This window comes from Sorangium sp. So ce394 (assembly GCF_051474665.1).
Lineage (GTDB): Bacteria > Myxococcota_A > Polyangia > Polyangiales > Polyangiaceae > Sorangium > Sorangium cellulosum_D.
Genome location: NZ_CP150339.1, coordinates 1,969,291 through 1,983,665, shown reverse-complemented (window position 1 = coordinate 1,983,665; position 14,375 = coordinate 1,969,291). Strand labels below are relative to the sequence as shown.

Below are 14,375 nucleotides of genomic sequence, written 5' to 3'. Positions count from 1 at the left end.
CAGAGCAGCGATACCGTGGCCGCGGCGCACGCGGCACCCCCCGAGACACCCCACCTCGGAAGCACGACGGCTCCCTTCGACATGAGACCTGACCCGATGCGTTTACAGCGGAGCTTCAGCTTTGTTGTAGCGTTGACAATTGCCCTCTCGGCCTTCGGGTGCTCCGACGACGTCCCCGGGGGCGAGGGCGCCGGCGGACAGGCGGGGCACGGGAGCACCACGACGAGCGGCGCCGGCGGAGACGGCGGCAGCGCCGGGGGCGGCGGCGGCGGCGGCGGCGGGGACGGCGGCAGCGCCGGCGGCGGGGGCATGGACGCAGCGCCGGACTTCGCGCTGTTCATCGTCCCCGCCACCATCGACATCCCCTATGACGGGCTGACGTCCGTCGATCTCTCGATCCGTCGATTCAACGGCTTCGACGAGCCGATCGAGATCATCGTCAACGCACCTCCCGCCGGGCTCGTGTACACGCCGCTCACGCTGCCGCCCGACGCCGCGTCCGGCGCGCTGGAGGTCGGAGCCTCGGGCGAGCTCACGGCGGGCACGACCTTCAACCTCGAGCTCGTGGCCCGCGCGGAGGACCTCCTGCGCTTCGCCGCGGTCGCCGCCACCGTGGTGACCGCCTCGCCCTGATCGCCTCGGGCCCCGGCGCGCCGCTGCCTCGAGCGCTGTGCGACTGCGCGATCCGGAGTATGGTGCAGGCATGTTCAGGCTGGATGCCCGCTCCGGGGCCGCGCTCGCGCTGGCCTCCGCGCTCGCGCTGACCGCCGCGCTCGGCGCCTCCTGCGCCGGCGCGCCCCCCGCGCAGCGCGGGACCGCGGCCTGCCCGCCGCGCTGCCCGCAGCCGACGGCGCCGCCGCCCCCAGCGCCGCCGGGGCCCGTCGTGCCGGGCACGGCGGGCGAGGCCCCGGTGTTCGACCCCGAGCGCCTCACGCTCGTGCTGGACGACCCGCGGCTCGCGCCGGTGCAGAAGCTCGTCGCCCAGGAGTCGTACGCGAGCGCGGCCGCCGCCATGGCCCAGGCGCTCTCCGCGCCCCTGCCGCCCGCGGAAGCAGCGGCGTTCCGCTACCAGCTCGGTCGGCTGCGCGCGCTCGCGGGCGACCCGCTGGGCGCCGCGAGGGAGTACGACGCGGCGGCGGCCGCCGGCGGGCCGCTCGCCGATTACGCGCGGTTCGCGGCGGCCGATCTCCTCGCCAGGGCGGGGCAGCCGGACGCGGCGATCGAGCGCGCGCGCGCCGTCGCCTCGGACGTCGCGATCGCCGACGAGCTCGATCGCGTGATCGCCCATGCGCTCGCCGAGAAGGGCGACATCGGGGCCGCCGCCGCGAGCTGGCAGGCGTACCTCGCCCGGAGCTGGCCGGCGTCGACGTGGGTGCCCGAGGCGCTCCGCTTCGCCCGCGCGCTGCTCCGCCACCCGAAAGAAGACCACGCCGAGGAGGCGATCCGGCTCGCCCGGCGCGTCCTCGACGAGGCGCCCGGCGGCGCGGGCGCGGGCGAGGCGAAGGAGATCCTGGAGCAGGCCCTGTCGACGCTGCCGTTCGCGCGGCGCAAGCCGTTCCTCGACCCCGGCCCCGCCGACCTGCTCGCCCGCGCGCGCGCCCTGCTCGCCTCGCGCCAGGACAAGGAGGCGCTCGCCGTCACAGAGGCGCTGATCGCCCTGCCCGAGGCGCAGGCGCCCTCGGCCTTCGCCTGCGACGCGTTCGCCGCGCGCGGCGAGGCGCTCGGGCGCGTCCGGCGGCGGGCCGAGGCCGCCGACATCTACGGCACGGCGATCGAGCGCTGCGGGCCGGCCGCGCCCGCGGCCGCCGCATCGGCGAGCGCGCCCGCGGTGGCCGCCGTCGCGAGCGCCCCGGCCGCCGTCGCGAGCGCCCTCGCCGCCACCGCGAACGCCCCCGCCGCCGCCGCGAGCGCCCCCGCCGCCGCGAGCGCCCCCGCCGCCGCCGCCGCGAGCGCCCCCGCGGCGCCCGCGGCGGCAGGAGCAGGCGCGCCCGCCCCCCGGCGGCCCGAGACGCTCTACAACGCCGCGCGCGCGTCGTTCCGCGTCGATCGGCACGCCGAGGCCGCCGCGCGCTTCGCGCTGCTCGAGAAGGAGTACCCGGATCACCGGCTCGCGGACGACGCGCGCTACCTCGGCGCGCGCGCCCTGCTCGCGCTCGGCGATCAGGCGCAGTTCGTCCAGATGCTCACCGCCATGCCCGACGACTACCCGTCGGGCGACATGGTCGCCGACGGCCTGTTCGAGCTCGCGCTCTTCGAGATGGAGCGCGACGGCTGGTCCGGCGCGGTCAGGCCGCTCGAGCTCGGGCTCGCGCGCTTCCCCCACGAGCGCGCGTACCACGCCGCCGGCAGGTTCCCCTACTACCTCGGGCGCGCCCACATCGAGACCGGCTCGCCCGACAAGGGAAAGGCGCTGCTCGAGCAGGTGATCCGCGATTACCCGCTCTCGTTCTACATGGCCCTCGCCCACGCCCGGCTCGCCGACGCCGATCCCGCGGCCGCCCAGCGGGCCCTGTCCGCGGCCCTCGAGCGCGACGCGAGCGCGCCGTACGCCGAGCTCCGGAGCCCCCTGTTCGCGCGCCCGGCGTTCACCCGCGCGGTCGAGCTCGCGCGCCAAGGCGAGGCGAAGCTCGCGCGCCGCGAGCTCGACGCGCTCGGCGTGGGGAGCCGCACGGCGCCGCGCGAGGTGATGTGGGCCTCGGCGTTCCTGCTCGCGCGCGCGGGCGCGCTGCCGCAGTCGTACAGCATCCTGCGCACGGCGATGGCGGCGCCGTCGGCGGACGACGGCCGCGTCGAGCTCGCGGGCGACTGGATCGACCACTACCCGGCCGGGCGCTGGCGCAGCGCGTGGGAGCTCGCCTACCCGCGCCCGTTCGCCGCCCTCGTCGCCGCGGAGGCGAAGCGCAGCGGGATCCCCGAGGCCCTCGCCTACGCGATCATGCGCGAGGAGTCGGCCTTCGACCCGAAGGTGGCCTCTCCCGCGCAGGCCTACGGGCTCATGCAGCTCATCGTGCCGACCGCGAAGCGCATGGCCAAGCCGCTCGGGCTGCCGTCGAGCGCCGAGGCGCTGAGGCGGCCCGAGGTCAACATCGCGCTCGGCTGCCGGTACCTCTCGGTGCTGCGCGGCCAGTTCTCGGACAACCCGCTGCTCGCGATCCCCGCCTACAACGCGGGCGGCGGCGCGCCGAAGCGGTGGATCGCGGAGCGCCCCTCACAGAGCTTCGACCTGTGGGTCGAGCGCATCCCGTACGAGGAGACGCGGCTCTACACGAAGCGCGTGCTCACGAGCCTCGCCGTCTACGAGCTCCTCTACGCCGGCGATCAGCCGAGCGAGGCCCTGCGCACCCCGCTGCCCGCGAGCCCGGCGGCGCGCTCGGCCGTGGCGAACGCCGCGCCCTGACGCGCCCCGGGGCCCGCCGCGCGCGCGGCGGGCCCAGCGCGCCCCGGCGCCCCGTGTCGACGGCCTGCTCGCGCGCACCGCGCCGAGGTTTCGGCGAGCGGGCGGCGCGGAAGCTTTGGTAGAGTCCGCGCGTGGTCGACCCCTCGAGCCCCTCCCACCAGCTCGTGGGCGCCGTGCTGAACGGGCGCTTCCGGATCGTGCGTCTCCTCGGCGAGGGCGGCATGGGCGCCGTCTACGAGGCCGACGGGCTGCGCGGCGAGGGCAAGCGCGCCATCAAGGTGCTGCACCCCGAGTTCACGCAGGAAGAGCAGGTCCTGCAGCGCTTCTTCGCCGAGGCGGAGGCGACGAAGGGGTTCGTCCACCAGAACATCGCCTCGGTCTTCGAGGCGGCCCGCGCCGAGGACGGCACGCCCTACCTCGTCATGGAGCTCCTGCAGGGCGTCCCGCTCGCCGCGTACATCGACACGGGCAACCCCATCCCGCCGGCGCAGGCCGTGCCGATCATCCACGAGGTGCTCCAGGCCCTCATGGCGGCGCACAGCCACAGGGTGATCCACCGCGATCTGAAGCCGGAGAACCTGTTCCTCGTGCGCGATCCGCGCGGCGGCTTCCGCGTGAAGGTGCTCGATTTCGGCATCGCGAAGGTGATGGACGCGGCCGGCGGCATGGGCCTCAAGACCCGCGCCGGCACGCTCCTCGGCACCCCCGGCTACATGAGCCCCGAGCAGATCAAGAACGCGCAGGGCGTCGACGCGCGCACCGACCTCTGGAGCGTCGGCGTGATCTTCTACGAGATGCTCACCGCGACGCAGCCGTTCCCCGCCGAGAACGAGTTCGCGCGGCTCACCGCCGTGCTCGCCAAGGAGGTGCGCCCGATCGAGCAGGTCGCGCCGCACCTCGCCGCCTGGGGCCTCTTCTTCCAGCGCGCCCTCTCCAAGGACGTGAACGGGCGCTTCCAGACGGCCGAGGAGATGGCGCAGACGCTGAGCGCCGTCGCGCACCGCACCGGCATCGCGACGCCCGGCGCGTGGGCCGATCCGCAGGCGTCGCTCCCGCCGCCGCACCACCTGCCCTCGCTGCCGCCGCCGGCGCAGCCGCACCCGCAACCGCACGCGTCGCAGCTGCACGCGTCGCAGCCGCAAGCGGGGCAGCCGCCGTCGCAGCTGTACGCGCCGCAGCCGCCGTCGCAGCTGCCCCCGCCGCCGCACGGGCGGGGCGCGACGACGAGCATGCCGGTCATGCCGAGGCCGGAGTCGGCGCCCCCGCCGCGCCCGACCGCGCCGCCGCCCCAGACGACCTCGCAGGTGGCGCCCACGGCGGCGTTCGCGGCGCCCCCGGTGCCCGCCGGGCCGACCCACGTCAGCGCGCAGCGGCCGACGGGCGTGCCGACGCTCACGGGCGGCCACTACGACGTGCGGGTCGTGGAGGTCCCCCTCCCCGCCGAGACGGCGCCCCCGGAGGGCGCCGCCTGGTGGCTCGTCGCGGTCATCGGCCTCGTGTGCCTCGGCGTCGGCTTCGCGCTCGGCGTGCTGGTGAGCGGATGAGCGCCGGAGGCCGCGTCCGCGCCCTGCTCGCCGCCGCGTGCGCCGCCTCCGCCCTGGGCGCGCCGCGGCCCACGCGCGGCGACCCGCCGGCCGGCGGCGGCCGCGAGCCCCCCGTGCACGTCGTCGACCTGCACGTCGACGTGCCCTGGCAGGTCCACTTCAAGGGGCGCGACCCTCGCCTGGGCGAGGGCCACGCCCGCAGCGACACGCTCGCCGCCGGCAACTACCTCGGCATCGTGCTGCCGATCTACCTGCCCGACCGGGCGCGGCCCGAGGGCCCGCAGATCGAGGACGCCAGCGCGGTCCTCGCGACGATCGAGGCGATCATCGCCGCGAGCCCCGTGCTCCTGCCGCTCGGCGCGGCGCGGGCCGAGCCGGGGAAGATCAGCACCTTCCTCTCGATCGAGGGGGCCGGCGCGTTCGCGGAGGACATCGCGCAGATCGACCGGTTCATCGCGCGCGGCGTGCGGCTCATCAGCCCGAACCACGCGAAGAACACGCGGCTCTCGTCGTCGGCGACCGGCGAGCCGGCCGCGTTCGGGCTGACGGAGCTCGGCAAGCGGTTCTGCGAGCGCGTCTACGCGCAGGGCGCGCTCATCGACGTCTCGCACATCTCGGACGCCGCGTTCGCGGACCTCGTGCCGATCGCGGCCGCGCACGGCGCGCCGATCGTGGCGACCCACTCGAACGCGCGCGCCGTGGCGAACCGGCCGCGCAACCTGACCGACGAGCAGCTGCGGCTCATCGGGCGGAGCGGCGGGGTCGCGGGGCTCAACTTCCACGCGCCGTTCGTGAACGGCACGAGCGAGGCGGACCTCGACGACGTGCTCGCGCAGGTCGACCACATGGTCCGGGTGGCCGGCGTCGATCACGTCGCGATCGGGTCGGATTTCGACGGCGGCATCATCCCGACGAAGGGGCTCGACGACGCGTCGGCGCTGCCGGCGCTGGCCGCGCGGCTCCGGCAGCGCGGGATGTCGCGCGAGGACGTGGTGAAGATCTTCTCGCAGAACGCGCTGCGCATCCTCGGCTGGCGGCCGGCGGGCGCGAGCGGGGGGCAGCCGCCCAGGTAGGCGTCGACCGGCCGCGCGCCGCCGGTGCGGTCGTGGTAAGGGCACGCATGCGCACGGAAGTCGCTCGGTCGCCGCGGGGGCTCCTCGCCCTCGCGGTCGTGGCGTGCATCCCGGGCCTGAGCTGCGCGGAGCTCGGCCACATCGAGGGCGTCGGCGAGGCCGTCTGCCCCGAGCTGCGCGGGCCGGGCGACGTCCTCGGCGCCCAGTTCTCCGCGGACGCGCGGGCGAACGCCAAGGTGCGGACGTTCGTGCAGGCGGCCAAGGACATGGGCGCCGTGTCCGCGGCGATCGAGGCGCAGGTGGCCGACGCCTGCCGCCGGATCGGCGCGGACCTCGGGATCCCGCCCGCGCAGATGGCGCCGCGCGACGAGGCGGGGGGCCAGGCGAGCGGCGCCTGCGGCCCGGTCTCGGCGGCGATCGACGCCATCCTGCGCCAGGGCGCCGGGGTGCAGGTGGCGGTGACGCCGCCGGCCTGCCAGGCGAACGCCCAGGCCGGGGCGCGCTGCAGCGGCGCGTGCGACGTCCAGCTGGATCCGGGGCAGATCGTGGCGCAGTGCGAGCCCGCGCGGCTCTCCGGCTACTGCCAGGGCCGCTGCGCGGGGCGGTGCGAGGGGCGCTGCACGGGGCAGTGCCGGGGGCAGTGCTCGGCGTACGACGCGCAGGGGCGCTGCGTGGGGTTCTGCAACGGCGAGTGCGACGGCGGCTGCGACGCGACCTGCCACGCGCGGTGCGAGGGCACCTGGCAGGCGCCGCAGTGCGCCGGGATGGTGCGGCCCCCAAGCGCCGACGCCGAGTGCGAGGCGAGCTGCCGCGCGCACGCCGACGTCTACGCCGCGTGCACGCCGGCGCTCGTGCAGGTGCGCGCGTCGTACGGCGCCGAGATGGCCGCGCGGCTCGCGGCGACGCTGCAGGCCAACCTGCCGGCGCTGCTGCACGCCGAGGTGGCGCTCGGGCGCAGGCTCCTCGGCGACGCCCAGACCGTGGTCCAGGTCGGCGCCGCGCTGCCGCGGATCGTGGGCGACGCGGGCGCGCGCGCGCTCGCGTGCGTCGCCGGCGCGGCCGAGGCCTCGACGAGCGCGTCGGTGCGCATCCAGGTGAGCGTGCGCGCGAGCGCGAGCGTCACGGGGCGGGTCGGGGCGACGGGCGGCTGATCCAGCGCGGGTTGAAACCCCGAGAAATCAACCACAGAGCCACAGAGGCGCAGAGGAAGAGAGAAGAGGTAGCTCGGAATCTCTTCTTCATCCCTTCTTCATCCCTCTGTGCCCTCTGTGCCTCTGCGGTTGCAATCTCTTCATTCTCGGGCGTTTCAAGCTGATCGGCGCTCTAGCCGTCACCTCGGCCGCCGGTTCGCGCCCGCGGCTTCGCGGCCAGGCGCCGACCACCGAGGCTTCCCGCCGCGCCATGCGGCTTCATGAGATCCGGGGACGGAGCGCGCGCGACGAGGCGCCGAGCTCATGCGAGACGAGGGGGAAGCGATGATACGAAGGGCATTCATCAGGGCGGTCGCTGCAGCCGCGGGGCTCTTGTCCCTCGCTGCGATCCAGGGAGCCGCCGCCCAGGAGAGCGTGTTCTCCGCTGGCAACGGCGTCATCTATGGCACCCGGCAGAACGGGAGCCTCCAGTGGTATCTCCACCGGGGCTGGCAGGAGGGAAAGGCGAGCTGGGCCGGCCCGCAGAGCGTCGGGACCGGCTGGGGCTCGTTCACACGTGTGGTTCCGGGAGAAAACGGCGTCATCTACGGCATCCTGCCGAACGGGGACCTCCGCTGGCATCGCCACGACGGCTGGCAAACCGGGACCGTCGACTGGGCCGACGCGCGGACCGTCGGGACCGGCTGGAACGCGTTCACGCGCGTCTTCTCCGCAGGGCGCGGCGTCATCTACGGCGTCCTCCCGAACGGGGATCTCCACTGGTATCGCCACAACGGCTGGCAGACGGGGGCCGTCGACTGGACCGGTCCGCAGAAGGTCGGCAATGGCTGGAACGCGTTCACGAACGTCTTCTCCGGCGGGCGCGGCGTCGTCTACGGCATCCTCCCGAACGGGGATCTCCACTGGTATCGCCACAACGGCTGGCAGACGGGGGTCGTCGACTGGACCGGCCCGCAGAGGGTCGGCACGGTCTGGAACTCGTTCGCGCACGTCTTCTCGGGAGGGCGCGGCGTCATCTACGGCATCCTGCCGAACGGGGATCTCCACTGGTATCGCCACAACGGCTGGCAGACGGGGGCCGTCGACTGGACCGGTCCACAGAAGGTCGGTGCTGGCTGGAACGCGTTCCTCTGAAGCGCTCGCGCGAGGGTGGTGGCCCAATCACCCCGGAGTGATTCCCATGAAGGCGGGAAGACAGGAAGATCATCAATCTTTCTTCCCGCCTTCCCGCCTTCATGTTCAAATCCGGCCACCCCCGCGCGAGCCTGGCTCACCGAGCGATCTTGAAGAGCACGAGCTCGGCGTCCCGTCCTCGACGGAGCGCCACGAGGCGGGTCGTGCCCCTCATGGCCGGCGCCTCACGGCGGCCGCGCGCCGGGCGCGCCAGCAGGCGCCGCGCGCCGGCGTCCGCATCGACGGCATGGACGGCGCCGCGCCGGTCGGACTACCCTCCCGCTCCCGCCGGGAGGATCCCATGACCGATCTCGACGACCGCTGTCTCGACACGTTCCCCGAGTGGCTGCGCAGCCTCGCCTCCGACGCCACGGACCTGGCGGGCCTGCTCGCCTCGCCGGACAGCCCGGAGGCGGCGCGCCGCTCGCTCGCAGCCGGCCTGAACTACCTCTTCAAGTCGCTCGACCTCATCCCGGACGGCATCGAGGATCTCGGCTTCCTCGACGACGCCTTCGTGCTGCGCGTCGCGGCCTCCTTCGCCGCGGCCGAGAGCCAGGAGCTGCGCGACCAGGCGCCGGCCCTCGCGCGGCTCGCGCGCGACGCGGATCTCATCGCCGAGCTGCTCGGCGGCGACTACGCGCGGCTCAAGGGCTACGTGCGCTCGCTGGAGAAGGGCGCCGCGCGCGGCCGCACCGTGGACGACATCCTCGGCGACGAGCAGGTCCGCGCCTCGTTCATGCACGAGATCGCCGGCTGGGCATCGAGCTACACCGCCCCGACCTTCAGCCGCGACGCGAAGAACCTGATCAAGCTGAAATCGTTCCTCGCCGCCAAGCTCCCGGCCTGACCGCCCGCGGGCGGCGCGCCGCCGCGAGGCGAGCCGCTGCGGGCGCGCCGTCGCTGCGGCACGCCCACCCCCGCGTAGTACATAACGCCCACCCCCCGGAGGACCGCGTCCGATGTCAGCCGCTCCCTGCCTCTCCGCGCTGCTCGCCGCGCTGCTCGCCGCGGGCTGCGACGCCGATCGCCCCGCCTCGACGGCGCAGCGGCCCGCGCCCGCCGCCACCTCGGCCGCGCCCGCCCGCGCCGCCGCCTCGCCCGCGCCGCCGCCCGACACGGATCGCTCCTACGCCTACCCGGCCGCCGAGCGCGTCGTGGCCATCGGCGACGTCCACGGCGACCTCGCGGCCACGCGCGCGGCCCTGCGGATCGCGGGCGCGATCGACGGCTCGGATCGCTGGATCGGCGGCAAGCTCGTGCTCGTCCAGACGGGCGACGAGATCGACCGCGGCGACGGCGAGCAGGCGATCGTCGACCTGTTCGACCGCCTCGCCGTCGAGGCGCGCGCGGCCGGCGGCGCCGTGTACGCGCTGAACGGCAACCACGAGGTCATGAACGTCCAGCTGGACTTCCGCTACGTCACCGAGGGCGGCTTCAAGGACTTCGAGGACGTGCCCGGGCTCGACGCCTCGTCGCCGCGCCTCGCGCCGGTGCCGCCCCCCGCGCGCGCCCGCGCCGCCGCGTTCTTCCCTGGCGGCGTCTACGCCAAGAAGCTCGCGGCGCGCGACGTGATCATCGCCGTCGGCGACACGGTCTTCGCGCACGGCGGCGTGCTCCCGTCGCACACGCGCTACGGCATCGCGCGGATCAACCGCGAGGTGCGCGCGTGGATGGAGGGGAAGAGCCCGTCCGCGCCGGCCATGATCGCGGCCGAGGACAGCCCGGTGTGGGCGCGCCTCTACTCCAGCGATCCGGCGCCGACCCCGGGCTCGAGCCCCTGCGCGGCGCTCGACCAGACCCTCGCGGCCATGTCCGCGAAGCGCATGGTCGTCGGCCACACGGTCCAGAGGAACGGCGTCACCTCGGCCTGCGGCGACAAGGTCTGGCGGATCGACGTCGGCATGGCCGCGCACTACGGCGGAAAGCCAGCGGCGCTGGAGATTGCCGGCGACACCGTGCGGATCTTGACGGGCGAGGCGGCGGGCGCGAGCAGCGCGAGCGGCGAGAAAAAGTAGACGATCTCGTGAGAAGCTCTCGTCGCCGTTTGCAACACGTTCTCGCGCGCGAGCTGCAGCGAGCGCAGCAGGGGGCGCAACCGACGCAACCGGCGCAACCGACGCAACCGACGCGACCGACGCGAGCGACGCGAACGGCGCACGCGGCGAGAACAGCGCGGACAGCGCGAGAAGCGCCGCGGCGCCCGTCTGCTCCATTGACGGGCGCCGCGCGGACCGGATAACGTCGATGGCAAACTGGGGCTCTTCGATCCCCAGGGGAAGGGAATCAGATGCCTGAGCGTCCGCTCGCGCTGATCCACGAGGCGAATCGGAGCAACGGGGAGCCCCCCCTGGCGTCCGGCGAGCAGCGCCTCCCCCTCCCGGCTCCTCGTGTCGCATCCGCGCTGCTGCGCCGGTGTCGGCCGCCCGAGCGCCGCACAGCGCGGCGCGACGCGGGGAGCGGCTGATGGACGACGACGAGCTGCTGCGCACCTTGAAGCGCATCGCGCAGCAGGATCCGCCGGGCGATCCGCGCCGGCGGAAGCTCGGCGAGGCGGCGCGCCCGGACGACGCGCAGAGCGCGCAGCGAGGCGCCGCGGACGCCTCGGGGCCCGCGGACCCCGCGAAGACCGCGGGCGCCGAGGCGCCCACCTCGGGCGCAGGGCGCGAGGAGCGCGGGGCGCGAGTGCCCCTCGACGACGAGACCCGCGCCCGGCTCTCCGACGAGCTGATCGCCCAGCTGCGGGACACGCGCGGCGACGCGCCCGCGCCGCCGTCGCTGTCGCGCCCGATGGTCGACCGGAAGTCCGGGATCCGCTTCCGGAGCCCCCACGAGTGGGACGGCGACGCGGACGAGCCGGGCGACGCGGCGGACGCGCCGCCGCTCGGCGCCGACGCCGACTCGCTCAGCGGGACGAGCTCGCCGTCCACCACGGATGCGCCCGTCTGCCGCGCGATCGGCGGCGAATCGGTGCCGCCTGAGCCCTCGGAGCCGCCCCGCGACGCGCGCCCGAGCCCGGCGCCGGCGCCGCCCGCCCAGCGCGCGCCGGACGGGGCGGACGCCGGCGCCCTGGCGCCGCGCCCGGGGCCGCTGGTCCCCGAGCTTGTCGTCGAGCGGCGGAGCGCTCCGCGGGCGAAGATGGGGGCGCGGGTGCGGACCGCCGTAGGCGTGGCCGGCTGGGTCGTGTCGGCGGCGCTCGTGTCGCTGCTCGCGCTGCGCCCTGCGCCGTTCGCGCCCGGCGCCGCCCCGCTCCCCGACTACACGATCGCGACGACCCTCGTCGGCGGCGCGCTGCAGGGCGATCGCGATCCGAGCGCCCCGCGCCGCGTCGGCCGGGGCGCCCGGATCACGATCGCGCTCTCGCCCGGCGCGCGCGTGCCGTCGCCGGTCGCCGTGAGCGCCTTTCTGGTGCAGGGCGGGAAGGCGCGCCCGTGGCCCGTCGACATCGAGCTCGACGGCAGCGGCGGCGCGCGCGTGTCGGGCACGCGCGAGGCGCTCTTCCGGGACGCCGCGGCGGGCCCGTGCGAGGTCGTCTTCGTGATCGGCCAGCCCGGGTCGCCGGCGGTCGACGTCGACGACGTCGAGGCGCCGCCCGACCAGGCCGCCGTCCAGCTCGCGGGCGGCCGGCTCCTCCGGCAGCGATTGTTCCTTGACTGACCGCCACTTGGACTAAGGAGAAAGGCTGTCCTTCCCGGCGGCCCTCGCGGAGCTCGTGACCGCGCGCGCCTCGCTCGCGGACCGACGCCGCGCGCGCGCGGTCGACAGCGCGCGCGGCGCCGGCCCGAGCCGGGAGGAGCAGAGGTCAGCACGCATGAATCGACGGATGTTCAAGAGCAAGATCCACCGCGCGACCGTGACCCACGCGGATCTGCACTACGAGGGCAGCGTCACGATCGACGTGGACCTCCTGGAGGCCGCCGACATCCTGCCCTACGAGGCGGTCGACATCTGGAACGTGACGCGCGGCTCCCGGCTGACGACCTACGCGCTCGAGGGGGCGCGCGGCTCCGGCGTCGTGTGCATCAACGGCGCCGCGGCGCACCTCAATCAGCCCGGCGATCTCGTCATCATCGCCACGTTCGCGGACATGGACGACGCCGAGGCGCGGCGGCACGCGCCGCGCGTGCTCCGCGTCGACGGGCAGAACCGGCCGCTCGCCGACCAGCCGCCCGAGGCGCCGGGGCCGCTCGCGCCGGCGGCGCCGCTCGCGGGCCAGCCGGGCCCCTCGCCCGAGGCGCCGGCCCCACGCGCGCCGAACTGAGCGCGCCGAACTGAGCGCGCCGACCTGAGCGCGCGTCACCCGGCGTGCGGCAGCACCCGCGCCACCGGCGCGCGGGCCAGCCGGACGAAGCGCATCGAGAGCACCCCCGCGACGGCGATGAGCCCCGCGGTGAGCCCGAACCAGAGGCCGCGGACGCCGAGGTCGAGCCCGAAGGCGAGCCCGATCGACAGCGGCAGGCCGAAGCCCCAGTGGGCCACGAGGTTGGCCCAGAAGGGGAACCGCACGTCGCCCGCGCCGCGCAGCGCCCCGGCGGCGACCGCCTGGATGCCGTCGAAGAGCTGGAAGAGCGCCGCGATGCGGAGCAGCGAGACGCCGATGGCGATGACCTGCGCGTCCGGGGTGAACGCGCCGATGAGGGCGCGGGGGAACGCGGCGTACGTCGAGGCGCTCACGCACATGATGCCGGCGCCGAGCAGGAGGCCGAGCAGACCGGGGCGCAGCGGCGGCCGGCCCGCGCCGACGGCGTGCCCCACGCGGACGGCGGTCGCCCCGCCGACGCCGGCCGCGCCCATGAACGCGAAGGCGGCGAGCCCGATCGCGACCTGGTGCGCCGAGACGACGGTGGCGCCGAGCCGGCCGGCGAGCAGCGCCGTCATCCCGAACACGCCGATCTCGGCGAGCAGCTGCAGCCCGATCGGGACGCCGAGCCGGTAGATCACCGCGACCGGCACGGCGGCCGCGTCCTCCGTGGACGGCCCGCGGCGGCGCCGCGCGGACCAGAGCACGATCGACGAGAGCACGGCGGTGGCGAGGCTCGCGGCGAGCCCCGCGCCGAGCGCGCCGAGCTGCGGCAAGCCGATCGGCGGCAGGCCCACCCAGCGCAGCGCCTCGTCGCCGCGGACCATCAGGTTGCAGGCCACGAGGTTGACGAGGTTCGCCACGATCACGCCGACGAGCGCGGGCCGCGTCGCGCCGTGGGCCTGGAGGAAGCTCTTGCTGGCGAGGAAGACGGGCCACAGGAAGATCCACAGCGCGTGGCCGAGGATGTACCGACGCACGCCCGGGACCAGCGCGGGGTCGACGCCCATGGGGGCGAGCGCGAAGGTCGCGGCGAGCGCGGCCCCGAACGCGACGACGCTGACGAGCAGGCTCGCGCGCAGGGTCGCGCGCAGCGCCGCCCAGGCCTGCCCCGGGCGGCCCGCGCCGATCGCCTGCGACGCGAGCGGCTCGACGGCGGCCGAGACGCCGACCCCGACCGCGTTCGACATGTGGACGATCGTCCTGCCCATGGCGCAGGCGGCGAGCTCGTTGACCGAGACGCGCCCCACGATCGCCACGTCGACGAGCGACATCGCGACGAGCCCCGCCTGCGCGACCGCGATCGGCAGCGCGAGGCGCGCGAGCACGCGCAGCTCGGACCGCGCGCTGTCGGCGGCGAGCGAGGAGGAAGCGGGGTTCACGAGAGCACCGGGGGCGAAAAGGGGCGCCACCATAGCGCGCCGGCGGGGGAGCGCTCGCCGGAGGTGGGGTGAGCGCACAAAAATCTAACGATTGCGAGAACTTATCGAAACACGGACGAGCCAACTCGAGAGTAGAAGAAGAGAAAAAAACGCAAAGGCGCAAAGGCGCAAAGGCGCAAGGGCGCAAGGGAGAGAGATAGAACCTCTCCCAGCGCCGGGCGTCGTCTTGGGTAGACAGAACATCTCCGAGCTCCGGCCGCCGTGCGCTCAGCAGCGCCCAAGCATTCCTCTCTCTTTTTTGCGCCTTTGCGCCTTTGCGTTTTTTCTTCTCGTTCCCGCCGCGCGTCGCTCCGCCCTC

Annotated in this window: 11 protein-coding genes; 10 read left to right on the top strand and 1 reads right to left on the bottom strand. The window is 75.3% G+C overall.

The window, feature by feature from the left end; translation table 11 throughout:
- The first annotated feature begins 132 nt into the window (after window positions 1-132).
- From WMF33_RS07245 to panD, 10 genes are all read left to right on the top strand, one after another.
- Window positions 133-633: a hypothetical protein gene (locus WMF33_RS07245; protein WP_437336442.1), complete on the top strand. Its 501-nt coding sequence runs from the start codon at window positions 133-135 to the stop codon at window positions 631-633.
- 70 nt (window positions 634-703) lie between these two features.
- Window positions 704-3,397, top strand: coding sequence for a transglycosylase SLT domain-containing protein (locus WMF33_RS07240; RefSeq protein WP_437336441.1), 2,694 nt, complete (start codon window positions 704-706; stop codon window positions 3,395-3,397).
- Between the two features lie 131 nt (window positions 3,398-3,528).
- Window positions 3,529-4,941, top strand: a complete 1,413-nt coding sequence (locus tag WMF33_RS07235) for a serine/threonine-protein kinase (protein WP_437336440.1) — start codon at window positions 3,529-3,531, stop codon at window positions 4,939-4,941.
- Window positions 4,938-6,014 carry a dipeptidase gene (locus tag WMF33_RS07230; RefSeq protein WP_437336439.1) on the top strand — a complete coding sequence of 359 codons (1,077 nt, stop codon included), beginning with the start codon at window positions 4,938-4,940 and terminating at the stop codon, window positions 6,012-6,014. The genes WMF33_RS07235 and WMF33_RS07230 overlap by 4 nt, the downstream gene beginning before the upstream one ends.
- Window positions 6,015-6,061: 47 nt before the next feature.
- Window positions 6,062-7,165 (top strand): hypothetical protein, encoded by a 1,104-nt coding sequence (locus WMF33_RS07225; protein ID WP_437336438.1) that lies wholly within the window; start codon window positions 6,062-6,064, stop codon window positions 7,163-7,165.
- 324 nt (window positions 7,166-7,489) lie between these two features.
- Window positions 7,490-8,299, top strand: a complete 810-nt coding sequence (locus WMF33_RS07220; RefSeq protein WP_437336437.1) for a tachylectin-related carbohydrate-binding protein — start codon at window positions 7,490-7,492, stop codon at window positions 8,297-8,299.
- A 340-nt stretch (window positions 8,300-8,639) separates the two neighbouring features.
- Window positions 8,640-9,185 carry a DUF1232 domain-containing protein gene (locus WMF33_RS07215; protein ID WP_437336436.1) on the top strand — a complete coding sequence of 182 codons (546 nt, stop codon included), beginning with the start codon at window positions 8,640-8,642 and terminating at the stop codon, window positions 9,183-9,185.
- 112 nt (window positions 9,186-9,297) lie between these two features.
- Complete coding sequence (locus WMF33_RS07210) at window positions 9,298-10,353, top strand: metallophosphoesterase (protein ID WP_437336435.1); 1,056 nt, start codon at window positions 9,298-9,300, stop codon at window positions 10,351-10,353.
- Window positions 10,354-10,801: 448 nt separating this feature from the next.
- Window positions 10,802-11,992 carry a hypothetical protein gene (locus tag WMF33_RS07205; protein ID WP_437336434.1) on the top strand — a complete coding sequence of 397 codons (1,191 nt, stop codon included), beginning with the start codon at window positions 10,802-10,804 and terminating at the stop codon, window positions 11,990-11,992.
- Window positions 11,993-12,146: 154 nt separating this feature from the next.
- A complete protein-coding gene (gene panD / locus WMF33_RS07200; protein ID WP_437336433.1) occupies window positions 12,147-12,596 on the top strand; it encodes an aspartate 1-decarboxylase in 450 nt (149 codons plus the stop codon).
- Window positions 12,597-12,631: 35 nt separating this feature from the next.
- Here panD and WMF33_RS07195 read toward each other — a convergent pair whose 3' ends face one another.
- On the bottom strand, window positions 12,632-14,017 hold the full coding sequence (locus tag WMF33_RS07195) for an MATE family efflux transporter (protein WP_437336432.1): 1,386 nt from the start codon (window positions 14,015-14,017) through the stop codon (window positions 12,632-12,634).
- Between the last annotated feature and the right edge of the window lie 358 nt (window positions 14,018-14,375).